At 57.8% G+C, this 25,695-nt stretch carries 15 protein-coding genes; 9 read left to right on the top strand and 6 right to left on the bottom strand.

Features of this window, described 5'->3' with window-relative positions; genetic code table 11:
• Positions 1–34: 34 nt before the first annotated feature.
• On the bottom strand, positions 35–2,473 hold the full coding sequence (locus MWU49_RS08700) for a right-handed parallel beta-helix repeat-containing protein (RefSeq protein ID WP_246970671.1): 2,439 nt from the start codon (positions 2,471–2,473) through the stop codon (positions 35–37).
• A gap of 388 nt (positions 2,474–2,861) precedes the next feature.
• On the opposite strand from MWU49_RS08700, the gene MWU49_RS08695 reads away from it, so the two are divergent.
• Entirely contained in the window at positions 2,862–3,482 is a 621-nt protein-coding gene (locus MWU49_RS08695; protein WP_246970669.1) for a TIGR02466 family protein, read from the top strand.
• 447 nt (positions 3,483–3,929) lie between these two features.
• Positions 3,930–5,078 carry a zinc-binding dehydrogenase gene (locus MWU49_RS08690; protein WP_246970667.1) on the top strand — a complete coding sequence of 383 codons (1,149 nt, stop codon included), beginning with the start codon at positions 3,930–3,932 and terminating at the stop codon, positions 5,076–5,078.
• 45 nt (positions 5,079–5,123) lie between these two features.
• Here the strand turns inward: MWU49_RS08690 and MWU49_RS08685 are convergent, their stop codons facing one another.
• Positions 5,124–6,488 carry a flavin monoamine oxidase family protein gene (locus MWU49_RS08685; RefSeq protein WP_246970665.1) on the bottom strand — a complete coding sequence of 455 codons (1,365 nt, stop codon included), beginning with the start codon at positions 6,486–6,488 and terminating at the stop codon, positions 5,124–5,126.
• Between the two features lie 79 nt (positions 6,489–6,567).
• On the opposite strand from MWU49_RS08685, the gene MWU49_RS08680 reads away from it, so the two are divergent.
• Positions 6,568–7,200 (top strand): TetR/AcrR family transcriptional regulator, encoded by a 633-nt coding sequence (locus MWU49_RS08680; protein ID WP_246970662.1) that lies wholly within the window; start codon positions 6,568–6,570, stop codon positions 7,198–7,200.
• Between the two features lie 47 nt (positions 7,201–7,247).
• On the opposite strand, the gene MWU49_RS08675 is transcribed toward MWU49_RS08680, so the two are convergent.
• Together MWU49_RS08675 and MWU49_RS08670 are read right to left on the bottom strand one after the other, a co-directional pair.
• Positions 7,248–9,065 (bottom strand): ATP-binding protein, encoded by a 1,818-nt coding sequence (locus tag MWU49_RS08675; protein WP_246970659.1) that lies wholly within the window; start codon positions 9,063–9,065, stop codon positions 7,248–7,250.
• 309 nt (positions 9,066–9,374) lie between these two features.
• Positions 9,375–10,829, bottom strand: a complete 1,455-nt coding sequence (locus MWU49_RS08670; protein WP_246970656.1) for a vanadium-dependent haloperoxidase — start codon at positions 10,827–10,829, stop codon at positions 9,375–9,377.
• A 363-nt stretch (positions 10,830–11,192) separates the two neighbouring features.
• On the opposite strand from MWU49_RS08670, the gene MWU49_RS08665 reads away from it, so the two are divergent.
• Positions 11,193–11,588, top strand: a complete 396-nt coding sequence (locus tag MWU49_RS08665) for a c-type cytochrome (protein ID WP_246970654.1) — start codon at positions 11,193–11,195, stop codon at positions 11,586–11,588.
• Between the two features lie 580 nt (positions 11,589–12,168).
• Here MWU49_RS08665 and MWU49_RS08660 read toward each other — a convergent pair.
• On the bottom strand, positions 12,169–12,540 hold the full coding sequence (locus tag MWU49_RS08660; RefSeq protein ID WP_246970652.1) for a DUF6164 family protein: 372 nt from the start codon (positions 12,538–12,540) through the stop codon (positions 12,169–12,171).
• Between the two features lie 256 nt (positions 12,541–12,796).
• On the opposite strand from MWU49_RS08660, the gene MWU49_RS08655 reads away from it, so the two are divergent.
• Positions 12,797–13,663 carry an oxygenase MpaB family protein gene (locus tag MWU49_RS08655; protein WP_246970649.1) on the top strand — a complete coding sequence of 289 codons (867 nt, stop codon included), beginning with the start codon at positions 12,797–12,799 and terminating at the stop codon, positions 13,661–13,663.
• 284 nt (positions 13,664–13,947) lie between these two features.
• Positions 13,948–16,083 carry an ATP-binding protein gene (locus MWU49_RS08650; RefSeq protein WP_246970646.1) on the top strand — a complete coding sequence of 712 codons (2,136 nt, stop codon included), beginning with the start codon at positions 13,948–13,950 and terminating at the stop codon, positions 16,081–16,083.
• Positions 16,084–16,286: 203 nt separating this feature from the next.
• On the opposite strand, the gene MWU49_RS08645 is transcribed toward MWU49_RS08650, so the two are convergent.
• Positions 16,287–17,648 carry a dicarboxylate/amino acid:cation symporter gene (locus tag MWU49_RS08645; protein ID WP_246970642.1) on the bottom strand — a complete coding sequence of 454 codons (1,362 nt, stop codon included), beginning with the start codon at positions 17,646–17,648 and terminating at the stop codon, positions 16,287–16,289.
• A 253-nt stretch (positions 17,649–17,901) separates the two neighbouring features.
• Between MWU49_RS08645 and MWU49_RS08640 the strand changes: the two genes are divergently transcribed.
• The 3 genes from MWU49_RS08640 (at position 17,902) to MWU49_RS08630 (ending at position 25,577) form a co-directional block, all read left to right on the top strand.
• On the top strand, positions 17,902–18,198 hold the full coding sequence (locus tag MWU49_RS08640) for a DUF3817 domain-containing protein (protein ID WP_246970640.1): 297 nt from the start codon (positions 17,902–17,904) through the stop codon (positions 18,196–18,198).
• 146 nt (positions 18,199–18,344) lie between these two features.
• The gene (locus MWU49_RS08635; protein ID WP_246970637.1) at positions 18,345–19,340 is read left to right on the top strand and encodes a hypothetical protein; all 996 of its coding nucleotides are present in this window, start codon (positions 18,345–18,347) and stop codon (positions 19,338–19,340) included.
• Between the two features lie 300 nt (positions 19,341–19,640).
• Positions 19,641–25,577 (top strand): Ig-like domain-containing protein, encoded by a 5,937-nt coding sequence (locus MWU49_RS08630; RefSeq protein WP_246970634.1) that lies wholly within the window; start codon positions 19,641–19,643, stop codon positions 25,575–25,577.
• Positions 25,578–25,695 lie beyond the last annotated feature (118 nt).

The raw sequence follows: 25,695 nt of genomic DNA, 5'->3' as shown, positions 1-25,695 counted from the left end.
CCTGGAAGGCGGTTTTTTTATTTCAAACGCAGACTCAGGATCGGTTGCGACGCAAGCCGAGCAGGCCCAGCAGGGAGAGCCACAGCCAGGACGCTGATCCGCCACCGCCGCCACTGCTGATAATGGGCATAGTCGCGGGTGCGGTTTCCGTAATCACGGCTTTGCCGGTAAAGACACGGCTCATCACCGGGTCGCCATTGTCGCTCACGATCACCGTGACCAGGAAGGTGCCCGGGGTTGTCGGCGTGCCACTGATGATGCCGGTTTCCTTGTTGGCGCCCATGCCGGGCGGTAGCCCTGTGATCTGGCCAATGGTCAGATCATCGCCATCGGCATCGGTAATAAAGTCAAAGAGCTGGATGTCGGGAATCGGCACATTCACCACGCCGGATACTTCGCTGCCAATGTTGATGGCAAGTTCCGGTGGCGTGTTGGTGTTGTATTCCACCGCGCCGATGTCGGATTCGGCATCCGTGTTGAGGGCGCCACGTTGATCCCGGTTACCATTGGGCCGGGTACCGGTGGCAGCCAATGCCACGGTATTGCTGGTATCACTGAGCGGGGCGTGGGTGAGCGTATAGCCCCCGTTGTCGGCCAGCGGTGCCAGGCCGGGATCAAGTTCTGTCAGGCCGGTGGTGTTGTCCGCCGAGGCGGCCACCAGATCAATGCCGTTCTGGATGATGTTGTTGCTGCCTTCCAGATTGAGCGCATCGGTGCCGCTGGGGAAATAGGCGCTGCCCCCCACGAGAATGTCACGGCTGTTGGTTGATGCCATTGCAGTGAAGCTCATGCTCATCGCTTCTGCGCCAGACTCATAACTGGCTGGCGCGTGTATCTGGACAGAGTTTTCACTGTCGCCGCTGTTATTCACGAAGGTGGAGTGCGTTATTGCCGTATCGGTAAATGGCCCAAAGATAATGCCGGCTGTGGCGTTACTGGCTGTGTTGTTCGAGAAAGTGGAATTCTCAACCAGTACTGAGAGATCGGCAGAGTACTCACCTGCGTCGAAGATGATGGCGGCTTTGTCCGCACCCTGGTTATCACTGAATGTAGAGTCGCTTACGCTTAGCGTTGTGTCGAGTTTGCTGAGATCAAAGTGAATGGCGGGGCCGGCAGTTCCCACGTTTTGGGAAAACGTGGTGTCATCAAACAGAATGCTGGACTCTGGAGACGCATCATAAACCGTGACGGCTCCAGCGGTAGAAGCGTTGCCCTCGCCAGTGTTAGCGATGAACCGTGATCGCATCACGGTGAGATTACCCCCGGAGACATTCAGGAAGGCTCCGCCTGAATCTTTTGCACTGTTCTGGCTGATTTCAGTGCCCATAACGGTGACCGCGGGTGATGACAAACTGACCCCGCCGCCATAGCCGGCAGCGGTGTTTCCCGAGATCAGCGAATCGGAAATAGAGACGCTGCCGCCGGTGGCTTCAATGCCGCCGCCTTCGTATCCGCCCAGGTTATCCGGATCGGCTGCGTTGTTGGTGATTTGACTGAAATTGATGGCGAAAGCGCTTTGGCTGGATCGGATGCCGCCGCCCCGGCTGGCAGAGGTATTCTGGCTCACGGTAGAGCCGGTAAGCTCCATGGTGCTGTCATTTTCAAGGTTGATGGCGCCACCGCTGCCCATGCTGGCGGTGTTCTTGTTCAGCGTACTATTGGTGACGATCAGGTTGCTGAGGTTGGCACTGATAGCACCGCCATGCTGATCGGTGACGGTATTGTTGGTGAAGGTGGAGCCGGTAATGGAGGCCTCGTTGACACCAGTCAGTTTGAGCACGCCAGCACCGTAGCCGGAATTGTTATCAAAGCGGCTGTTTTCCACCACCAGATCGGCACCGTTCACCAGGATGGGCTGACTCTCTGTGCTGTTGTCCGTGAACTGGGTGTTGCTTAGCGTCAGGCCATTGCTGCCCTGGTTTTGATGGATGATAGCGCTGTTGCTGAACATGGTGATGTTATGCAGCTTGCTGTTTTCAATGGTCAGGTCTGCACCTTCAGTGAGAAAGATAAGATCGGGAAAGGATGTGCTGCTGTCCCTGATGGTGACGTTATCAAGCGTCACATCTGTACCGGCATCGGCATGTAAGACCCCATTGTCGGCATTGGTAATAGTGAGTCCGGAGAGAGACAAACTGTTGGCAAGGTTGGTGCCGAACAGTGTGCCCTCTGCACCGCCTTCGCCGGCGTCAATGATCAAACTGTCCTGGCCTGGCCCGATGATGCTGAGATCTTCCTTGATTCTGGGAAGATATGAGCTGTTCGTGTAGAGGGTGCCGGTTACCGAAAAGGTGATGGTGTCAGCCCCGGGGTTGTTATTGGCAGCAATAATCTGGGCTGACAGGCTGCCTTCACTAAGGCTGGCATCGAGGTTGGTCACGATAAACTCGTCGGCGCGGGCTGCGCTGACCGTGAAGCTGATCGCTGCGGCCAGCGCCGTGCGTGAAAATGAAGGTGGCAGGAGTGCGTTCATAATATGATCCCTTTTATGGTTATACGGATTCCTGCGGTCATCCCCCACAAGAGCGCCTGGGCCGCTGACAAAAAGCGCGACGTTCGTCGACGCTAGCAAAGTTGCTTTTCCTGCTCTATGCATCCGGGCGAAATTCATACTAATGAGGGAGGGGAGGGGCCAGCCTGGATGTTATTAATGGGTTCATTGCGGATTTCACCTAGTGGTTGATGCGGTGAAAGCAGGTCCCTGCGGCCTGAGAAATGCTTGCCGAAATCGCCAAGGGCGTCTTTTTGAGCGTCGGGCATCCGGCGTCTGGCAGCGTTGGGGGCCTGCAAGGAGTTATTCTGAGGCGCTTTAATACCTTTTAGCGGTCATGACGAACCGTGTTATCTGACTGGAGAAAAGCATGGGGAGCACTTCCGGCGATCCATCGTCAATTCAGGGGCGATGGCATTTCGGTATACCGATTTACGACAAGCATCTGCCGGCATTTTCCGAACATCAGGCTGCGCTGATCACCTGTTTGCACCGCCTTCGTGAGGAAGATCGTGGCAGTGTGCGCAGTAACCAAGGCGGCTGGCATTCCAGTGATGATCTGCATCTCAAGGAAGAGCCGTTGCTCAACGGCATCATGGTCAGCCTGCTGCAGGTGGCCAGTGCCTGTATCAAGGATTTCGAAGCGGAGCGTGAGTTCAAGGACATCCGCATGGTGGCGGCGTGGGCCAATATGAATGAGAAAGGGGACTGGAATGCCCCCCATGAACACATGCCTTGCACCTGGTCCGGGGTGTTTTATGTGGATGCCGGGGATGCGGCCAGATCCGACAAGGGCGATCTGGGTGGTCAGATCCTGTTTTTCGATCCCCTGCCCATGGGGAAGGAATGGAAGCGGCCCCCCAACGTGTCGTACCAGCCAGTGACCGGAACCCTGCTGTTGTTCCCCTCCTTCCTGACCCACATGGTGGCGCCTTACAAGGGCGAGCGCCCGCGCATTTCCATTGCTTTCAATCTGGTGGTGGATCGTTAAGGAGCCTCTGAATAACTCCTTGCGTACTCAGCGTGGCCTGGAGCGTGCAACTGTTGTGTCTTGTCTCGATGGTCAGGGTGGTGCCCTTTCCGAGAGGCAAGGCGCAGCAGATGGGCGCTCCAGGCCACGCCCTCCGGGTCTTTCAGGCTGATCCACACTCGTTGTTGCACTTTCTCGACAGGCAACCAGCATGCCTTCAAAAGTGCGCCTAGATTGTGAATCAGCCTGAAAGACTGAGCATGCAAGGAGTTATTCAGAGGCTCCTTAATCACTCGGCACGCAGCAACGCCAGTGAGTAGCGCATCAGGCTTTTGGGGCCAATGCATGTGACGCCTTGGTGATTCAAGGTGTTATCCAACCCGACAATTGGCTCCTCGCGACCTGTTTTCGCAGGCGCAGATAGCGAGACTGGAGTCTGATCCCGATTGCGTTGCCAGAGGAACAAACATGAAAGCAGTGGTCTGTCATCACGGTGAGTTTGAAGTGCAGGATGTGGCCGAGCCGCAGCCTGAGAAAGGGCAGATACTGCTGAACGTGTTGCGTTGCGGGATTTGTGGATCGGATCTGCATGCCCGTCATCATGCCGATGAACTGGCGGAAGCTACCGAACGTGTCGGTTATCCGCATATCATGCGCAGCCATGAGCATGTGGTGCTGGGCCATGAGTTTGTGGGCGAAATTGCCGACTACGGGCCGCGCACGCATCGCCGCTGGAAGCCCGGCAAGCGGGTGGTGGCCATGCCCATGCGCCGTAACAACGGGGTGGCGCACCTGACCGGCTTGTCGACCCAGGCGCCGGGGGCTTATGCCGAGCGCGTGCTGGTGGAAGAGTCGCTGGCGTTCCCGGTCACCAACGGCATTTCCGATGATCATGCGGCGCTGACCGAGCCCATGGCGGTGTCGCTCCATGCGGTAAATCGCTCCGGCATCAGTCGCCGTGACACCGCCATCGTGATTGGCTGTGGCCCCATTGGTCTGGGGGTGATCGCCATGCTCAAGGCCAAGGGCGTGAAGCATATCGTGGCCAGTGATTTTTCTCCGACACGCCGCAAGCTGGCCAAGGCCATGGGCGCCCATGTGGTGGTGGACCCGACCCAGGGCAGCCCCTATGACGGGCTGGAAAAGCGGGGCTTTGTGGTGAACGCTCCGCAGCTGTTCGAGATGGCGCTGGACGGCATGGCCATGCTGCGCATGACGCCACTGCCCTGGGAGCCGTTGTGGCGGGCCGCCGAAGTGGCGGGGGTGACCAATCCCAAACGCCCGGTAATTTTTGAGTGTGTAGGTGTGCCGGGGATGATCGACAGCATCATCGCCGAAGCGCCGCTGCGCTCCTGTATCGTGGTGGCCGGGGTGTGCATGAAACAGGATCAGATCTACCCGGTGAATGCCATCAACAAGGAAATCGATTTGCGCTTCACGCTGGGCTACATGCCCATCGAGTTCCGCGATGCGTTACACATGATTGCCGAAGGCAAGGTGAACGTGGATCCGTTGATTACCGGCACGGTGGGGTTGTCCGGTGTGGACGATGCCTTTGCCGCACTGGGGAATCCCGAGCAGCACGCCAAGATTCTGATTGATCCGGGCAAGGCCTGAAGGTTGAGCAGGGGAGGTCCGGCCTCCTCTGCGCTTCTTCTTTGATTAGCCTTGCTGTCGATTGATGACTTCTCTGGCCGCGCGGATGCCTGACTGCAGCGCCCCATCCAGATAGCCGCACCATTCGGTGGCGGTTTCCGTTCCTGCCCAATGAATGCGGCCACAGGGTTCTCGCAAGGTATCTCCAAACGAGGTGATGACGCCGGGCGCGGTGTGGGCCACATAGCAACCGCGGCTCCACGGCTCCGCCGTCCAGTCCTGTTCCACGTAGGCAATGGGATTGGCTGCTTCCGGACCGAAGTAATGAACCAGATCGGTGATCGCCTGCTGACGACGGGTGGCTTCATCCTTGCCGCTCATGGCGATTGCGTGGTCTGCATCCATAAAGCCCACCAGCACGCCCATGCCGTCATCATCCAGTGACTGGTCAAAGACGACATTGAATGCCCGGTCGTTGCTGACCACGGCGCCGTTGAGGCCGCGATGTCGCCAGAAGGGTTTCTCGTAGGCCATATGGATCTTGATCACCGAGCCCATGGGCATGCGCTCCAGCAATGCGCTGCGTTTGCTGGGCAGTGGTTGGTTGAACTGGATCTTGGCTGCCAGTACGGGGGGCACGGCCATGATCAGGTGGTAGGCGTGATAGCGCACGCCGTTGCTGATCACGGTCACGCTGTCGTGGTGTTGCTCCACGGCCTGAACCGGGGAATTGAGAAGAACCGCATCGCCGAGTTGTTCTGCCATGCGTTGCGGGATCTGCCAAGCCCCGCCCACGAATTTGTCCTGCTGTGCACCGCCTTCGGTGGCGATCAATGTTTCCAGGCTCTTTCCCTGACGCAGGTATTCGAGAAAGCACAAGTAGGAGACCTGACGGGGTTCGGCGCAGAGCACGGCGCGGGTGATGGTGCGGGCGAACTCCCGGGCTCCACGGGTATGCACGTGGCTGAGGATCCAGCTTTCCAGAGTCTGTGAATCCCACTGTTCTGCCTTGGCGGCCAGCCAGGGCTCTGCCGTAGTGGGCAGGCTCTGCATTTCCTTGTTCCAGCGCCGTTCCAGCAGGGCCAGCTCCATGAGCGACAGGAACGGCAGCTTGGGGATGTCGGAAGTGTAGGTGCTGCGTTTGCCATCCATGGACAGGATGCTGGCTCCGGCGGTGTACTGCGGCATGGTTTTCACCCCAAGGGTGGCTGCCTGCTCCAGCAACAGGGTTTGTTGCGGTCCCACCCACTGGCCACCCAGATCAATGGTTTGCCCGGCAATCTCGCCTGGCATGGAGCGCCCGCCGACGCGGTCGCGGGCTTCCAGTACGAGCACCCGTTTGCCGGACTTTTGGAGCTCAAGGGCAGCTTTCAGCCCGGCCAGGCCGGCGCCAACAATAATGACATCTTGCTCCAGATCGGTATGGTTCATGGTGTTCTCGCACATTGCTGTTTGATTTGTGAGGTGCAGGACATATAATTTAGTAAACGCGTTCACTAAAAGTCAAGCCATGATCTCAAACCCGTCCAAACCGACTCGTCGGGGCCGCCCGCCCCGCAGCCAGAAACAGGCGGCCGACAGCCGCGAAAGGATTATCAATGCAGCGCGTACCTTGTTTGCCGAGGAGGGCTATCACGGCGTATCCATGCGCAAGATTGCGGCGTTGGCGGACTGCTCGCCGGCAGCGCTGTACAAGTTGTTTCCCGGCAAGCGGCAGCTGCTACTGCATATCTGGGGGGAGATCTTTGCCGAGTTGATCGCGGGTCTGCAGCATTGCGCCGATAGCACCGAACCGGCTGATCGTCTGGAGGCCATGTGTCTGACTTATCTGGATTTCTGGTTGTCACGTCCCGACGATTACCGCGCTATTTTCCTGATTGAGGATCAGCCCCAGTCAGAGGACGAAAGCTACTTCGTGGACAGCTCCGGTATTCAGGAAGGCTTTCAGGTATTACGGCAGGCGGTGGTGGATGCACAGGCGCTGGGTGTACTTGGCGATGGTGATCCGGATGAAAAACAGAGTGTACTGATGTGCGGCATGCAGGGAGTGGCGATGAATCTGATCACCATTCCCGAGTATCCCTGGGGAGACCCGGAAATGATCAAGCGGGCTACGGTGCGGGCTCTGATTGCGGGTTTGTAGTGCCTCTTCAGGGCCCGGGTTCGTGTATTGGGTGGTCCGGAGGCGTCTCAGTAACTTAATGCCATTGAAGCCAGTGGGATCGTCAGACTGCACTGACAGCCGATAGTGCGTTTCCGGCTCCATTCCACAGTAGCGCCTATTTCCTCTGCCCGATGACGGATGTTAGCCAGGCCCATGCCGCGCTGTTCCACGTCTTCCGGGAGCCCGGGGCCTTCGTCACTGATGACCAGGCTGAGAGTGTTGTTCGCAATTTCGCAGCGCAGTCGTGCCTGCCCTGTACCGGCATGCTTGATGATGTTGGAGGTCAGCTCGCGAAGAATACGGCTGAGGTGATAGGCCTTGGCGGGATCTGCGGGTGTATCGGGGATATCGTCACAAGTGTCGTACTGGAAAGCGATTCCGGCATGGCTCAGCCGGTTCTCGGTTTCGGTGACGGCGTTGGCGATCAGCTCATTGAGCGGAATGATATCCCGTTTGCTCTGATTCACGGTTTCCCGTAGCGAGGACAGCGCCTCCCTGGCGAGCAGGGATTTTTCATCCGGGGCACGGGAATGGAGGATGGAGAGCAGCTTGGCGCCCACGTCATCGTGCAGGTCCCGGTAGACTTTCTGGCGTTCCTGCTGGGCGTGGTTGAAGAGGGCCAGGGCATGGTTTTCCGCATAGCTTTGTTCCAGTGATGCGGAAATTTCGGCGACACGCGTTTCCAGCTGGCTGTTGAGGGTTTCGCTGTGATTCAGGGCGCGTACAAAGGTGCGAACCAGGTGGGCGAATATCAGTATCAGCAATACGGCAAACCCGTACTGCATATAGGTACCTTCCGGTAATCGGCCAGGTTGTTGTGCCGCAACCTGAAAGGCGTAGATGTCGTGCAGCACCAGCAGGGCGATCATCAGGAACCCGGGGATCAACAGCATTAATTCCTTACTGCGCTTGCGCAGGGCGATGCGCGTGCCAATGACCAGCAGATAAACCACCAGCGCCAGATGCAGGCCATGTACCAGGGTGATGATCAGGGTATGAAGGTGCATGGGCATGATGGCCAGGATTACACCGGAAAGCATAATGGTGGCGATGGCGGTGTTTCTCAGTAATGGCCTGTCCAGTGCCATCAGCTTGTACAGGAACATGAAAAGAAAAAAGCCGGACAGATCCACGCAGTAGAAGACAAAACGTAACCATGTTCCGTGATCGATGGGGGCAAACGGAACGGCCAGGTAGAACATTACTATCGACCAGCTGAAGCAGAGCAGGGAGAAGTACAGATACAGCCTGTCGCTACGTCTCAGCACCCAGATGAACAGGGTGAAGCTGCCCATGACCAGGCAGGTGATCATGCTCCATTCGGCGATGCTGATTTTCTGTAACACCGCCCGTTGATAGTGGGACAGCAGCACGTCCTGATCGCCGATGATCAGCGGTGATAACACGGCATTGGGTTCGCCGCTGCGAATCCGGATGACCAGTTCATTGCCGGAGTCCTGCCAGTGGGCTGCGGGCAATCGGGTGTAGAAGGGGTGATTCCAGCCGGTGGACTCCCTGCCATCGAGGCGCTGGGTATCGCCGGAGGGATGGCCGTTCAGAAAAATACTGATATCAAAGACGTGATTACTGACGAAAAGACTGTCTCGATGCTCTTCGGGCAGCGAATCAAGCTGGAATCGAAACCAGAAAGTGCCCTTTGTCTGGGAGTAGGAGCCCGAGAACGGCAGTGTGGTGTTTTGCCAATTGCCATCAGGTATCTGGGTGGTTGAATGTTCGGTATAGAGAAACTGTGCCTGAGTGATGCGGGTAAAGGCGGTTTCAGCAGCAGCTTGTCCGGAACAGGGAAGGGCGAAAAGAAAGATCCACAGCCAGATTATGCGCATTGATGTTGTTCAGTTGTCGTCCATGATGCTGCAAATTTAGCACGCTTGTGCGTGAGGAAGGGATAAATAATGGTGCGTCGCGGATTTAGGGAAAGGGCCGTTGGGGTGAGGGTTGGTATCTGGGTTCACATGGAGATTGCTGGACGCCAGAAACCCAACGCCTGACGTTGAAGAAGCAATAACCCTCTGACGGCTTGGCTGGTAAATGGGTATCCAGATGTCGTTCTGTTGGCGGATACGGAAAATCTGTTGGCTCAAAAGAAAGCAGGCTCCCCCATGGGCGAGCCTGCTCAGGCCTTGCGGGTATGATCAGGGCGTTCCCTGGATATGGTCCATCACAAAGTCATAGGCAAGTGCGCCAATCTCGTGGCCGATGGCCTGCCCGGCAGGCACGGCATCCGGGAAATGCACACCGCCCCATACCCGTGACTCACCGCAATCCTGTTCAAACTCGGTCCAGGTATTGAAGACGATTTCGGTGTCGGCGGCCGGGGTGAGGCCTGGCTCCACCACCGAATGGCCAGCGGGAATCGGGATATGCCAGAGCAGGTTGTCGTTGCCCAGAAACTCGCGGGCGGCCAGCGCATGGGCGGCACAGAAGCTGGCGGAAGCGGACGGGTATTCCGGGTGGTCGGCCACGTTCATGTAGCTCTTCCACTGGTTGGCGGGCATGTCGTTGACGGTGCCCATGCCCGGGCCGCCCCAGCTGGTGACGGGACTGTCGCCCCAGATATGCGCGATGGCGCTGAACGGGCGCACCGCATCATGGCGGTATTTTTCCTGCCAGATGGCGATGGCGGTATCAAAAGCGGCCAGGTTGACGAGAAAGTCCAGATGCACAAAGTCCATCAGTGACAGCTGGTTGACGCCGGCGGCCTGCAAGGCGGAGAAGCCCAGGCTGCGAAACTTGTTATCGAAAAATTCCGCTTTCAGTTTTTGTTGCTCAGTGAGATTGGCAGAGGCATCCAGCACTGCCTGGGCCTGCCCCACGTAACCGCCCCAGTTCTGCACGAAGCTGTTCCAGGGTTTCGGTGCATGGAACTTCTGCGGGTTGTTATAGGAGTAGGGGGTGACGTTTTTCAGCTGCGGCGTCACAAACTGCTGCACCTTGAACAGGCCGTTGCCGCTGGACACGATGGCCGGTTGCCAGCGGCTCGGGTGTTTCAGGTCGTAGGCTGTGTTCTTGGGCTTGTAGCCGGTGTAGTCCCGGTAGGGCACCCGGTGATAGGTGGCGGTGGATCCATCTGCGGCAATATTGCCGAGCTGGTTCATGCCGTCGTTTTCCCGATTCATGACTACGTTCATGCCAGCCAGATTGCCGAGGCCCACGGGGGTGTTCGGGTCGGTGCTGTTATCTGCGGGGTCGAGTCCCACGCTGTTCATCATGGCATCCCAGGTGGCCATGCGGTTGGGGTGCAGGCTCTTCATGACCTGGTAGCTGGCATAGAAGATGGCGGTGTTCTTCTCGCTGTCGGTGGGTTCGCTGAGGCGGTGAGCATGTTGGGTGTACACCCCGACAGCGGTGGGGTGGTAGGGCGCGATGGCATCAAACCAGGCGTTGGTCACCAGGGTGGTATTGCGTAGGACCAGGGTGGCATCGCTGGCACCCGGGGAAACGTCTTCGAGGATCACCGGGATGATGGTGGGGATGATGACTTCTGCCGGTGCGTTACCGGTATCGAAATCAAAGCTGTGGGCCTGGCCCATGGCAAGAGTGCTGACCAGGGCGATAGCGGCCTGTCTGGTCCGACGGAGGATGTGCATATTGGTCCCTCAATATTCTGTTGTGATATCCGTTCATGGATGCATAGCCCGTCAGGGCAGAGGGAGTGTAGGTGAGTGTCGGGCGAAATCCGGGATGCGGTTTGCACAATGAAAAGCCTGTGGCCCGGGCGGGATGGCGTCGATGCAGAAAGGGAAAAGCGGTTAGGGAGATGCGGTGAGTGACTTGATACTTTCGGGCGGGTTTGTCGGTAAGGTGCCTCTCCTCTGGCTGACGTAGCGATGAACTGGCCGAATCGCCAAGGCTTGCCTGGCCGTTGATCGGCTAGGCGTGACAGTCTTGTTGTGAGACAAAAGAATAAATGTGTATCATTGATTCCTTTGGGTTGAGGGCTGGAGGCCGTAATGTTCATTATGTCGTGGTTGCCACAGGGACGCACACCCCGAACGGGTGGCGCATTTTTCCTTTCTTTGGGGTTCAAGTCTTACCTGGCCGGTTTCCTGTTGCTGCTCGGGGCCGAAGGGCTGGCGCAGTCGGTGATGAGCGATGAGGTCAAGGCGGGTGAGAAGCTGTTCTGGGACCGCTGTCATCAATGCCATGAATCCGGGCTGCGCAATGCACCCCTGATCGGCAACAAGAAGATGTGGAAGCCCCGTATCGCCAAAGGAGAAGAGGTGCTGTTACAGCACGCCATTGATGGCTTCAACAAGATGCCGCCACGGGGTAACAACCCGGATCTCAGCGATGAGGATCTGCACAATATCATCCGCTATATGATCTTTGTGGTGGAAGACGCGTAGGCGCCGATGCATAAAAACCGCCGAGCAGGCGGTTTTCTTTTGGCCGCTCTGCGGCTGCAACATGCTTCATGCATCACGCAACACGCAAAGATAAAAAGCGGATTTACCACAGAGGCCACAGAGTTCACTGAGCGCGAATTGCTGAGTGCTGCTGTTCTTGTTGTTCTTGTTTTAGGAGCCCCACTGGAGGGGCGAACAAAACCCGGGATCCCCCCCTCTGCTGTCCCACAGTTTGATTTAGCGAAGTCCGAAACCCGCCAGGCTGGCAAGCCGGCGGGTTTCTCTGGTTAGGGAAACAGGATTTCACCGGCGCATTTTGACACTCGCAGATGCCTGTCTCGTGGGAGCCTGCTTGCAGGCGAATGTTGGTGCGGAAAGGACTATTCGCTTGCAAGCAAGCTCCCACAGGAGAAGGCGCCTCCATTTCCTCAGGATCTTCATGAAACTGTGGGACAGCAGTGGGATCCCCGCTCTTTCGTTGCCCCATGGCATCAATCTCACTCGGGGCGGAGTAAAGCGCTGGAGCAGCAGATTCCCGCAAACCCGCGATGAACCTTTCTTTTTTCATGCAGACGGCAGGCTAGCTGTCCTGGCCCAGCATCAGAAAAGGCACCAGGGTGACCAGCAGCAGCCCCGTTACCGCGATCAATACGGCCAGGGAGCGCAACGGTTGCTCAGCGATGCGTTGTATTAAGGTGGGGGCGGTGCCGTCGCGCTGCTCCTGCTGGTAGCGTTGCCGCTCCTGAAGGGCTAGTTCCTCCTGATAATCAGCCAACAGTGTCTTGGCTCTTTCCTTGTCATCCGGGTTGCTCAGCCAGATGCCGCCGAATGAAATGCCCCACAGGCTTGGCTCGGTCTCATAGAAGGGGATCTGGTGTTCATCCAGCAGGGCGCGAACCTCTTCCGCTTCATCATCAGGCACCTGGCGCAGATTGAGCAGTAATGTGGTCATGAGGCTTCCAGGATCATCCAGAGTTCAAGGTGGTGGCATTATGCCATTTGTGGGTGAGGCATGTTTGCTGCTGTGCGGCGAACGTTGCCGCCCGGTGCGACGTTATTCACGCTTCTTGCATTTTTTACCCTTTACACACTCCTGATGGGGTTACGTGCAGAAACATTAATCTTGCCATTGTGGACGGTGGCAGCCGCGCTTGCTGTGCTAGGCTGCTGACAACACCCCTCCGACAGGTGTGGCCAGGGAGAGAATAATGAAAAAGCGCATCAACGTAGAACGGGAAATTGCACGGCTGGATCCGCAGAAGGATTGTCAGCGGATTGCCTTTCTCACCTCTTATCTGGAATTCCCCTGGGACATGACCCGGGCACTGGAGCTGGCCCTGTTTCGTACCTTTGCGGTACCGAGCATTGCCGAGCTGCTGGACAAGACCGGGGAATTCACCGTTGCTACCCAGCGCCGCTATGACGACACCGCGGTGATCGTTAACGAGATTCTTGAGAACGGCCACGAATCCGAGCGTGGCGAGACGTTCATCAAGCGCATGAATCGTATCCACGGCAACTACAACATCAGCAACGACGATTTTCTCTATACGCTTTCCACCTTTATCTATGAGCCGGTGCGCTGGCTGGACAAGTTCGGTTGGCGCAAGCTGTATCCCAACGAGCGGCTGGGACTGTTCTATTTCTGGCGTGCGGTGGGCGAGCGCATGCGGATCGAGAATATTCCGGAAACCTATGAGGCGTTTGAAGCCTGGAGTCTGGAGTATGAGGAAAAGACCTTCGCCAATACCGATGCCACGGTGCGGGTGGCCAATTCCACCCGGGATTTGCTGCTGAGTTTTTATCTGCCCAGGCCGCTATGGAAAAGCGCCGAGCCGCTGGTGTATGCGCTGATGGATACGCCGCTATTGAAGGCGATGAATTATCCGTTGCCCAGTGAGCGTATGCGCAGTGTGGTGGAAACTATCATGCGCCTTCGAGCCCGAGTGATGCGTATGCTGCCGCATCGCAAGACGCCGAAGCTGCTCACTCTGGAAGAGTTTCCAAGTCACCCGGGTGGCTATAGCGTGGACGATATCGGGCCGAAAACATTGCGGGAAAAATGGTCCCGCTAGCCGCCTGTGTCATGCTGCGGAAGTGCCATTTCTTGCGTTTAGGCTGTCCGCCACACCTGGGATCTTAAAGGGATTATAGGAATTAAATCTAAGAATATGTTGTTAAAGTCTTTTTGGTATAAGCATGAGTTGGTCGCATAAAATCAAAGGGTTACCCGGCTATGCGTTTTATCTTGAAGCATTTATTCACCTTTTGTCGAGGTTGGCCTGAGGCAATATAAGGCGCACATTATTAGGAACTGAAAACGGGTTTGTCCCGGCTTGCTCCCAAGGAAGGGGAGGTTATGAGTACGTTATCGCTGGACTCCGTCACGCATTCTCTGGGCGTCAGTTACGAGCGCATGGTGGAGATGGCTGATGAAGGTATCTGGGCACTGGATCATGTGGCCCGGATCCAGTTTGTGAATCCCCGTCTGGCCGCCATGCTCGGCCATACCCAGGAAGCAATGCTTGGCCGTTCGGCCATGGATTTCCTTGATCCTCGAGAGTCCCGGGCACTGGCCCATATCACCCTGACTAACCGCAAGCGTCAGAATGACGAGCACCAGGAGCTCAGGTTCTGTCACAAGGACGGTCGCAGCTTGCTGGTGAAAGTGGGCAGTACGCCGCTGTTCGACAAAGGGGGTAACTACACCGGTTCGTTGGGCGTGCTGACTGACATGACCCGGCGCGCGCAGATCGAGGTACGTGAAGCGGCTCGTGCCCGGGCGCTGTATCTGATCGCCACCGGTGCGGATATTCATGCGGTGCTGGATGCCATTGTGCTGGGGGTTGAAGCCCAGCACCCCGAGGCCCTGTGCAGTATTCTGCTGCTGGATGATTCCGGCGAGCATGTCCTGCTGGGCTCTGCTCCCCATCTACCGTCTTTCTACAATGATGCGATTCATGGCGCGCCCATCGGGCCCAAGGCGGGCTCCTGCGGCACCGCAGCCTACACTGGCAAGCGAGTGATCGTGGAAGACATCATGTCCGACCCCCTGTGGGAGGATTATCGGCCGCTGGCGGCCCAGGCGGAGCTGGGCTCATGTTGGTCGGAGCCCATCCGCGACAGTCATGGCAAGGTGCTGGGTACCTTTGCCATTTATCATCGCAAGGCCCATCGCCCGGATGATGTGGATATCGAAACCATTTCGGCGTCTGCCAGCCTGGCAGCGATTGCTCTTGAGCGGAATCGTGACCAGAAAAGTGTGCTCGAATCGAATATGGATCTGGAGCAGAAGGTCCGCTTGCGCACCCTGGAGCTGAACCGGGAGAAGGAAAGGGCGGAGGCTGCGAGCCTGGCCAAGAGCGAATTTGTGTCCAACATCAGCCATGAAATTCGCACGCCCATGCACAGTATCCAGGGATTGCTGGAGTTGCTGGGGAATACGGCAGTGGATGCGACCCAGCAGGACTATCTGGGCAAGATAGATCTGGCGGTGCAACATCTGCTGGGCATCATCAACAGCGTGCTGGATTTTTCCCGCATTGAAACCGGGAAATTCCAGCTGGATCGCCAGCACTACTCCCTGCGGGCCGTGCTCAACAATGTGGAAAGCCAGCTGGCCAACAGTGCTACCAGCAAGGGGCTCAAGTTGAGTTTTAGTGTGGCGGATGATGTGCCGGATAACCTCTACGGCGACCCGTTGAGGTTGGGCCAGGTACTTATCAACTACATCGGTAATGCCATCAAGTTCAGTGACCATGGCGAAATCCGGGTGACGGCAAAACTGATCAGCCGGGATGGTCGCACCTGCAAGTTGCGGTTTCTGGTGCGGGATCAGGGCATCGGCATTCGCCAGGATGTGCAAAAGAAACTCTTTCAACCCTTTGAGCAGGCGGACAGTTCCACCACCCGGGCTTATGGTGGCACGGGGCTGGGGCTGGCGATCTGTCGCAAGATTGTGGAAGAAACCGGTGGCCAGGTGGGTGTCGAGAGCGAGCCCGGCAAGGGCAGCGAGTTCTGGTTTACCACCCGGATGGGCATCACCGACGGCAAGGCAAAAGTTCAAAAGGATCAACTGGATCCGGAGGAAGCCGAACAGCTCAAGGGCCGACATGTGTTGCTGGTAGAAGACAACGAAGTGAACCAGATGGTGGCGAAGGAGTTGCTGTCCCGCGTCGGGGTCGATGTGTCGGTGGCCAGCAATGGCCGGCAGGCGTTGCAGATGCTGGCGGATCAGCGTTTCGATGTGGTGCTGATGGATGTGCAGATGCCGATCATGGATGGTTACGAAGCCACTCGGCAGATTCGGGAAAATCCCGGGCTCAAGGACAATGTGGTCATCGCCATGACCGCCAATGCGGGCCGGGAAGACAAGCAAGCGGCCTTCGCCGCCGGGGTGGATGACTTCGTCAGCAAACCAATTAGGGCGGTGCGTCTGTATCAGGCGCTGTTGAAGAATATGAAGGCTGCCGGACGCCCGACGCCAGGCGCCTGATGCCAACATCCTTTGATCGCGATGATGTCTGCTGAGGGTTAGACAAGGACAGATCGCGAGTTTCGAGTAGCGAGTTGCGAATATCAAAAGCGTTAAAGAAAACCTTTAGCTTTTTAGCGGAGCAGGCTTTTCTTTTCGAAACTCGAAACTCGAAACTCGAAACTCGAAACTCGAAACTCGAAACTCGAAACTCGCCGCTTGCGTCAGGCATCCGGCATCTGGCGTTCAGCGTCTTCTTTTATCCATCGATCCATCAGCTTCGCTGCCACCAGGTCGCCGGTCACGTTGATGGCGGTGCGGCTCATGTCGAGGATGCGATCCACGCCCATGATCAGGGCCACCCCAGTGGCCGGCACGCCGATGGTAGCCAGGGTGGTGGCCAGAATCACGATGCCGACACCCGGGGTACCCGGTGAACCAATCGACGCGCCCACTGCCATGATGACCACCAGCGCCATGCCTCCCAAACCAATATCGATGTTGAACACCTGGGCAAGGAATACGGCGGCAATGGCCTGGTAAAGGGCGGTGCCGTTCATGTTGATGGTGGCGCCCAGCGGGATGACAAACTGGGAAATCGCCGGCCTCACATGCAATTTGTCTTCCGCTGTCTTGATCGACAGGGGCATCACTGCCGCAGAGCTGGAAGTGGAGAACGCCAGCAGCATCACTTCGCGGATCGATGCCATGAACGGGCCGATGCGGATCTTGCCCAGTACCGCCACCAGCACCAGATAGCTGATCAACAAGAGAAGTAGCCCGGCCAGTACCGTGGCCACATAGATGGCCATACCAATCAGGGCATCCAGGCCGGTCTGGCTGGTCAGTCTGGCCATCAGACCAAACACGGCCAGCGGCGCCAGCCGCATGGCCCAGCGCACCACCGTCATGCACACCTGCTGCAGGGAACCGAGCAAATCCAGCATGGGACGGGCCTGTTGTTGCGTCATGGAGATCAGTGCCACGCCCACCATGACGGCAAAAATCACTACCTGCAGCATCTGCCCTTCCACCATGGATTCCAGCGGATTCCCCGGCAGGATGCCGAGCAGGTGATCCGGGATGGATGACAGGGACGGTTTTTCCAGAGTGGTGACGGCGTCGGGCAGGGCATCAGTACTGGCGGTGATCTGGCTGGGGTCGAGAAAGCGGCCGGGCTTGATCAGGTTGGCAATCCAGAGCCCGATGCCAGCGGCAAACAGGGTGGTGGCCACGAAGTAACCCACCACCAGCAGGCCCATGCGACGCAACTGTTCGAGATTTTCCCCGGCCGCCAGCCCGCGAATAATGGAAGCGAAGACCAGCGGGATCACGATCATCTGGATCACCGCGAGGAACAGGTGCCCCGGGAAAGCCAGCCAGCTACCGATCACCGCGCCGGTTTCCGGAGTAAACCAGCCCACCGAGGGGCCGAGCAACATGCCGGTGCCCATGCCCGCCACCATGGCAATGACCACCTTCAGCCACAGATGGCTCTGCACCAGTTTGTACAGGTTGTCGCTCAGTTGCTTGAGGGGGCGATTGGTCCGGGCCATGACCGGAAACAGGCGCGTCTTTTCTTCCATGAATTCACCGCAGGCAAGGCAATGGGAACGGGCTGAATGCAGGGGCCAGTATAGTCAGATACAGGCCATCGGTCTGCCGGCCTGGCAGGACAAACGCAAGGGATGGTGCGACTGATGTACTTGCCTGGCGACGAGTTCCCGACAACACTGTGCCATCGTATAACAATGCCGGGCCGGTGCAGGCCGGGCCAGTGAGTGTTCTGCTAGTGCAGGAAGCACTGCCGCAGAATGCTGCCATGAAATGGGGTGTGTGGTGTTGAATCTGTTCCGGGCCGCCAGCGCGGCTGAAGGGTTGTCCTTTCTCGTTATTCTGAGTGTGTCACTGGGGATCATCAGTCGCGATTACGTGTTCATGATCGGCATGACCCATGGTGTTCTGTTCCTGGTTTATATGGTGCTGTCCCTCTGGGTGAGCAACAGCCGCAACTGGTCAGTACTGGTATGGCTGATGATTTTCCTGGCGGCGGTGGTGCCCTTTGCGTTTATAGCCGTGGAAATGTTCCTGCGCCGCGATGAGCAGAAAGCGGAAGCCCGGACGGAACCTGCCTGACTGTGATGCGGGTCGGTGGCACGACCGTCTAAGATTTTAGTATGATGGGGCTGCTTCCCGATCCATATCGGCTGGAGTACTCTGCAAAAAACGGCCTTGTTCAAGGGTCTTAAAAAAAACAGCAACAGCAGGCATCGGCAAGCAGCATGAATTCTGTCGACATCATCTATCGCATCAAGTTGGGGCCGGACAGGCTGGAAACCTTCAATTTCCGCCTTGATGAGGAAAGCTTTGACCTGATTGGCGATGAGGTGCCGGATCCGCCTCGCTGGACGGAGCTGGAGTACAGCCAGTGCGCCCACTGTCCGCTGTCCTCTGAAGAGCACAGTCATTGTCCGCTGGCGCTGCAGATGCACAGCATCGTCGATCGCTTTCATGACACCCGCTCCATTGATGAGGTGGTGGTGGAGGTGGTCACTGAAGAACGCCGGGTACGCCAGAAAACCGGCTTGCAGCGGGTGGTGGCCTCCATGCTGGATCTGATCTATCCGATCTGTGGCTGCCCCAAGACGGCGTTCATGAAGCCGCTGGCCCGTTTCCATCTGCCGCTGTGCTCGGAAGAAGAAACCATCTTCCGGGTCACCGGCATGTATCTGCTGGCGCAATACTTTCTCAGCCGTACTGCTACCGGCAAGGGCCGCATCGAGTTTGATGGCCTGACCGAAATCTATAACGAACTGCATACTCTCAACACGGCGGTGGCCCGGCGTCTGCAGTCTGCCACCAGCTCCGATTCCACCAAGAACGCCATCACCCTGATGGATATGTATTCCACTCTGGTGCCGTTGCTGCTGGAAGATGAGCTGGTGGAGATGCGCGGGTTCTTTCAGGCCTACCTGCCGGAAAGCGATGAAAAGCCGCAGGCCGTCACCAACTATCTGGAAAAAGCCAAGGCCTTCTCGCTGGACCTGGACAAGGTCGGGCTGACCCCCACGGAAGAAGAAAAGCGTCAGGATGATCTTCCCGAATGGCTCAAGGAAGCCAAGGGCATCATGGGGCCCTATCTGCCTGAGGATCTGGAGAAACAGGCAGAGGCCGCAGGGCCAGGTGAAGCGAAGAAACCGGCCGCCTTTGTGACCTCGGATGGGCTCAAACTGGAACTCACACCGATGGATGAAGACAAGGACAAACCCTCCTCCTGAGCCTCCCCTTTTGCAGACAGCGATGGTCTGCGCGCTCTACCTGAAACCGTTTCTCCCGTGAGGGGGAGGGTTTCTGACCCCGCTTTTACCGTTCCTGCCGCGTTTGCTACCGCTTGTCGGCGATCTTGCGCCGTTTGTTGGTGCTGTGTAACCGAGTCATTCGAGTTCACATTAATCTTGTGACAGGGGTCACATTGGTTGGCAAGGGTCTGATTAAAAAGCGGTTTTGTACCGGAAAACAAAGGACTGACAGATTTGCCGCGTCGAATCATGAAACGGATAGCGCTCCGGGGGAACACAATGACATCGCATACACACCGCCTGATCTGGTCCAGCGTGGCCAGAATTCGGGGTTCTTTTCGTGAGCGCCACAGTCTCTTGGGGCTGGGGTTGCTGGTCGTAGCGGGGACGGCTCCTGCGGCGGTTACACCTATTGATCTGACCGGGCCGGTGTCCAGCTGGGACATCATCATGCAGGGCACCGCCTTTGACCCGGGCAACGATCAGCAGGCCAGCTCCAACCCCGGGGTGGATATCGTAGGTACGGATCTCGATGCCACCATGCTCACCATCTACGATGACAAGGGTACTCCCGGTGATACCAGTGATGATGAACTGGCGTTTCGGGTTCGTGTCGGTGGCGCCAATTCCCAGGGAGGATTCGGGGGTAATCTGTGGATCGGTATGGATGTGGATCTGGATGGTGATCTGGATGCGTTCATCGGCATGGATGGCGATGGCAAGACCGGTGCTTCCTTTGATGGTCAGGTGCGCGTCTATGAGGCGGGGAATGATCTTAACACCTCGCCCAGCACCAGCTCTGCCATCAACCCGGTGTGGGTGGCAGACTTGCTCGATAACGGCACCAACTTCTCTTTCGATACCGTTGATAACATCACCGATCCGCTGCGCAGTACCGACGATATCAATCTGGACGGCAACACCGATCGATTCATCAGCTTCAAGATCAACTGGGATGCGCTCAAGGCAGTGTTGAATGCCAAGCCACTGACTGACCCGTCCGGCAATCTGATTGGCAGCCTGAACGGCGGGCTGGGTGTCACCAAGGACACCGCCATCGCTTACACATTGTCCACCTCCACCAACAGCAACAACGTCAATGCGGACGTGGGCGGTTACGACAACAAGAACGACGACATGTCGGTCAGCTTTGAGGATCAGGATGCGTTTTCCCCGCCGCTGAGTGCCTCCAACATTTTTCCGGTAATCAACAGCGATGGTGGTGGCGATACGGCCACCATTCATATCTATGAAGGCGCCACATCGGTCACCACCGTGGCGGCATCCGATGCCAATGGTGATACCGTCATCTATGCCATTACCGGTGGTGCCGACGCCGGGCTGTTTGTCCTCAATGGCGATCAACTGTCCTTCATCAGCGCGCCGGTATTTGGTGTGGACAATGAATATCTGGTGATTGTCACGGCCGATGACCAGCGTGGCGGCACCGACAGCCAGATCCTCACTGTGATCGTGGATGAGGTGACGGGCGATGTGGTCGCTCCCACCGTCACCAGCATTATGCGCAGCAACCCGGCCAGTGAGCTGACCAATGCCGATAGTGTCACGTTCGCCGTGACCTTTGATGAACCCGTGCAGAACGTCAGTGCGGATGACTTTGTTGTCAGCGGCACGGTGGCGGGTGGCAGTGTGTCCGGTGTGCTGGATCTGGGTGGCGGCAGTTATGGTGTGACAGTGACCGGTATCGCCGCGGCTAACGGTACCCTGGGACTGGCCTTTGCGCCGACTCAGGACATTGCTGATGCCAGCGGGAATGCACTCGGCAATACAGCGCCTTCTGGCGCCAGTGAAACTTATACCCTCGACAATCAGGCGCCGACGCTGTCCAGCGCTGAAGTGATCGGCAATACACTGACGCTGACCTACGATGAAACCCTGGATGGCACTTCAGTGCCGTCCATCGCGGATTTTGCTGTGCAGTTGAATGGCGGCGCCAGCGTCACGATTTCAGCTGTTGCTGTGACTGGCAATACGGTGGTGTTGACGCTTTCTGCCACCGTTGCAGATACCGACACAGTGACCGTTAGCTACACGGGCGCTGGCTCGCCGATTCAGGATGCGGCGGCTAATCCGGTAGCCGATCTGAGTGGTGCAGCCGTTCTGAACAACACCAACGATACCCTGGCGCCCTCTGTGGTCAGTGTGGTGCGACTGAACCCGCTTACTGAACTGACCAACGCGGACAGCGTCACTTTCCAGGTGGTTTTCAGTGAGCAGGTGGACAACGTGAGTGCGGACGACTTTGTCGCCTCCGGCGCGGCGGCAGGCACCGCCATGATCAGCGCCGTGTCTGCCCAATCACTCAATACCTTCGCAGTGACCGTCACCGGCATCAGCGATGCCAATGGCATCCTTTCGCTGGGTTTTGCTGGCGGTCAAAACATTACCGATACCAGTGCCAACCCGTTGAGCAATACCAGCCCCAGTGGCGCCAACGAAAGCTACACTCTGGATAACCTGGCGCCCGGCGATGCACTGGTTACCGCCATCAGTGGCGACTCCGGTGTGAGCAGCAGCGACGGGGTCACCAACGACCAGACCCTGATCATCTCCGGTAGCGCCGATGCCGGTGCCACCGTCGAAGTGTTGCTCAACGGCAGCGTGATCGGCAGCATCATTGCCAATGGCAGTGGTGAATGGACCCTGGATTACACTGGCGCCGTGCTGGCGGAAGGCGCTTACACGCTCAAGGCGCAGGCCTCCGACGCGGCGGGTAACACCGGTACGGTGGCGGCGCCGTTCTTCAATGTGCTGGTGGATATCACTGACCCGCAGATGGCGACTTTCGCTGAAGATGGCGACACCCTGGTGGACAGTACCCCGACACTCAGCGGTACCGCTGAGCCCAATGTGGCCGTGGTGGTGAGTATCGATGGCCAGCAGTACAGCACCAGTGCAGACGGTGCCGGTAACTGGTCTGTCACCGTCACTAATACCCTGGCAGACAGCAGCTATGCAGTGCTGGTCACCAGCACGGATCTGGCCGGGAATAGTTCGCAGACGAATGGCTCCGTCACCATCGACAGCACTCTGGATTCCGACAATGACGGCATTCCCGATGCGGTGGAAGGCACGGTCGATACCGACGATGACAATACCCCCGACTACCTGGATACCGACAGCGACAACGATGGTATCCCGGATAGCGTGGAAGGTGTGGTGGATACCGATAACGACACGACTCCCAACTACCGTGATCTGGACAGTGACAATGACGGCAAACCGGATGCGGATGAAGGCACCGGGGATGTGGACGGCGATGGTATTGCCAACTACATCGATGCCGATGACACGGACGGCCCCAATGGCGATCCGGACGGCGATGGCCTGACCAACCAGCAGGAAGACGATCTCGGCTCCAACGGGAATGAGCAGGACACCGACGGTGACGGCAAGAACGACGGTGATGAAGTCGGTGGCGATACCGGCAATCCAAATGATACCGACGGTGATGGCATCCCCGACTATGTGGATCCGGATGACGTATCCGACGATGCCAATGGCAATGACAGCGACAACGATGGCATTGCCGATGACATCGAGTGTCCGGATTATTCCGCCGGTTGCCCGGATAGCGACAACGATGGCCTGCCGGACTACCTGGACGATGACGACGACAACGACGGCATTCCCACTGCTACCGAAGGGGCCACTCGCGACACTGACGGCAATGGCATTCCGGACTATCTGGATGAAGATGACGACGGCGATGGCCTGCTGACCCGTAACGAAGACAGCAACAGCGACATGGATGACGACGCCTCCACCAATCCGGGGCCGGATGCAGACAGCGATGGCATTCCTGCCTATCTGGATCCCAACGACGGCATTGCCGGCGTGGGGGATGCGGATGGCGATGGTCTCACCGATGATCAGGAGTGTGGTTCCCTTCCCTGTCAGGACAGCGATGACGATGGCGTACCGGACTACATGGATGCGGATGATGACAACGATGGCATCAATACCGCTGACGAAGATGTCAATGGTAATGGTGATCCTCGCGATGACGACACCGATGGTGACGGTACCCCGGACTATCTCGACACCGATGATGACGGTGACGGTACTGACACCAGTGCGGAGAGCCCGGCTAACGATGATGACGGCGACAACATTCCCAATCATCTCGACAAGGACAGCAACAACAGCGCCGGTACCGCCGACAACAGCGGTGACTCCGACGGCGATGGCCTGAGCGATGCCGAGGAGTGCCCCACCGGTGTTCCCTGTCAGGACAGCGACAATGACGGCACCCCGGACTACATGGACGAGGATGATGACGGCGACGGCATCAACACCCGTGATGAAGACCTGGACGGCAACGGTGATCCCACCGATGACGACAGCGACAACGATGGAACCCCGGACTATCTCGACAGTGACGATGACGACGACGGTGTCGACACCAGCAACGAAGGTGGTCCGGAAACCGATACCGATGGTGATGGCATTCCCGACTACCTGGATCCGGATACCGGCGACAGTGATGGCGACGGTCTGGGTGATGGTATCGAATGCCCGGATGGTGTGCCGTGCCCGGACAGCGATGGCGATGGTTTCAGCGACTTTATCGACCCCGATGATGACAACGATGGCATCAACACTGCCGACGAAGACATCAACGGCAACGGTGATCCCCGTGATGATGACACCGACGGTGACGGCACCCCGGATTACCTGGATACCGACGACGATAACGATGGCGTGCCAAGCAAGGATGAAGGCTCCGGCGATGACGACGGTGACGGCATCCCCAATTATGTGGATCCGGACAGTGACGACAGCGATGGCAATGACAGCGACAACGATGGATTGACGGACAGTGAAGAATGTCCTGACTTTACCGGCGCCGGTTGCCCGGACACGGATGGTGATGGCATTCCGGATTACCTGGATCCCTTGGCCAGCAAGGCCGCGTCCACTAATCGTGGTGCCATTGGTACCGGCCTGAACGGAGCCGGCAGCACGCCGCTGCTGTCAGTGCTGATGCTGTTGCTGGCGGGGCTGGTGCGTGCGCGCAACAAGGGGGCTCGTACCGTGTTGGCGCTGGCATCCCTGTTGCCGGGGCTGGCGTTGGCAGGGCAAGCCTACCTGGGCGCGGGCGCAGGCATGTCCTGGCTGCAGCCGGATGCCGATGAGGCGGGTTACCACCTTGATGACAAGAACGATCTCAGCCTGCTGGTGTTGGGTGGCTACCAGTGGCACCCCCACTGGGCGGCCGAAGCCCTGTATGTGGATCTGGGCGATGCCGGCCTGGAAGCGCGTCAGGCGGTGACTCCGGCATCACTGGATGTGGCCTATCGTTTTGCTGGTGTGTCTGCCATGTATTTTCTGAAAGGGCTTGAGCCTGGTGAGAAAGGTTGGGACTTCTTCGCCCGCCTGGGCGGTGGTGAACTGGAAGGCAATGCCGGCAGCACGGAAGAGGATGCCGAGCACAGCAGCCAGATCTACTTCGGCGCCGGTGCCGAGCATCGCTGGAGTAGTGGCTGGGCGCTACGTGCCGAGGCACAAAGTTTTGATACCGATGCCAGTCTGGTTTCTCTGGCAGTGCTGAAGCGATTTGGTGGCAGCGGTGCGGCAGAGCCTGAGCATGCAGAAGAACCGGTGCCGGCAGACGATACCATGGCTGTGGTCAGTGCGCCGCAGGACAGCGACAGTGACGGCGTGGTGGATGGGGATGATCAGTGTCCCGACTCCCAGGCCAATGTTGCTGTGGATGCTGCCGGTTGCGAAATATCACAGGAAGCCGTTCCCCTTGATAGTGACGGCGATGGGGTCAGTGACGACAAGGATGCCTGCCCGGGCAGTGAGCAGGGCGAGCCGGTGGATGCGTTGGGCTGCAGCAAAAGCTTTGCTCTTGATACCCGCAATATTCTTTTTGCCAGTGGTTCTGCTGCTCTCACCGAGAAGGGCAAGCAGGCGGTGGCAAATCTGGCTGCCGCTTTGGGTGACAGCAGCGTGGCGATTGAAGTGCTGGCCTACACCGACAGCGTCGGTCCAGCGGCAGCCAACCTTGCCTTGTCTGAAAAGCGCGCCGCCACGGTGGTGGAAGAACTGGTCACGCTGGGCGTGGATCGTCAACGACTTACTGCTGTGGGTAAAGGTGAAACCGATCCGGTCGCCGACAACGCTACTGCAGAAGGGCGCGAAGCCAACCGCCGGGTGGAGTTCAAACTCGGAGACGCTTCACTGTAAGGAATTTGCCGAAAGGCATCACGATCACGGTGGCCTGCAACCCCTGCAACCACCGTCTTACCCCCGGCCCTTTATGGGCCGTTTTTTTTGCCGCTCTGCGGCTGTATCACGCAACACG

Origin of the sequence: Alcanivorax sp. S6407, from assembly GCF_023016115.1 — a bacterium.
Taxonomy (GTDB): domain Bacteria; phylum Pseudomonadota; class Gammaproteobacteria; order Pseudomonadales; family Alcanivoracaceae; genus Alcanivorax.
This window is presented reverse-complemented; position numbering and strand designations above follow the sequence as displayed.

Bases quoted from the DNA above. Each gene is read 5' to 3' on its own strand.
- MWU49_RS08700 (WP_246970671.1), bottom strand. From the start codon at position 2,473: ATGAACGCACTCCTGCCACCTTCATTTTCACGCACGGCGCTGGCCGCA.
- MWU49_RS08695 (WP_246970669.1), top strand. From the start codon at position 2,862: ATGGGGAGCACTTCCGGCGATCCATCGTCAATTCAGGGGCGATGGCAT.
- MWU49_RS08690 (WP_246970667.1), top strand. From the start codon at position 3,930: ATGAAAGCAGTGGTCTGTCATCACGGTGAGTTTGAAGTGCAGGATGTG.
- MWU49_RS08685 (WP_246970665.1), bottom strand. From the start codon at position 6,488: ATGAACCATACCGATCTGGAGCAAGATGTCATTATTGTTGGCGCCGGC.
- MWU49_RS08680 (WP_246970662.1), top strand. From the start codon at position 6,568: ATGATCTCAAACCCGTCCAAACCGACTCGTCGGGGCCGCCCGCCCCGC.
- MWU49_RS08675 (WP_246970659.1), bottom strand. From the start codon at position 9,065: ATGCGCATAATCTGGCTGTGGATCTTTCTTTTCGCCCTTCCCTGTTCC.
- MWU49_RS08670 (WP_246970656.1), bottom strand. From the start codon at position 10,829: ATGCACATCCTCCGTCGGACCAGACAGGCCGCTATCGCCCTGGTCAGC.
- MWU49_RS08665 (WP_246970654.1), top strand. From the start codon at position 11,193: ATGTTCATTATGTCGTGGTTGCCACAGGGACGCACACCCCGAACGGGT.
- MWU49_RS08660 (WP_246970652.1), bottom strand. From the start codon at position 12,540: ATGACCACATTACTGCTCAATCTGCGCCAGGTGCCTGATGATGAAGCG.
- MWU49_RS08655 (WP_246970649.1), top strand. From the start codon at position 12,797: ATGAAAAAGCGCATCAACGTAGAACGGGAAATTGCACGGCTGGATCCG.
- MWU49_RS08650 (WP_246970646.1), top strand. From the start codon at position 13,948: ATGAGTACGTTATCGCTGGACTCCGTCACGCATTCTCTGGGCGTCAGT.
- MWU49_RS08645 (WP_246970642.1), bottom strand. From the start codon at position 17,648: ATGGAAGAAAAGACGCGCCTGTTTCCGGTCATGGCCCGGACCAATCGC.
- MWU49_RS08635 (WP_246970637.1), top strand. From the start codon at position 18,345: ATGAATTCTGTCGACATCATCTATCGCATCAAGTTGGGGCCGGACAGG.
- MWU49_RS08630 (WP_246970634.1), top strand. From the start codon at position 19,641: ATGACATCGCATACACACCGCCTGATCTGGTCCAGCGTGGCCAGAATT.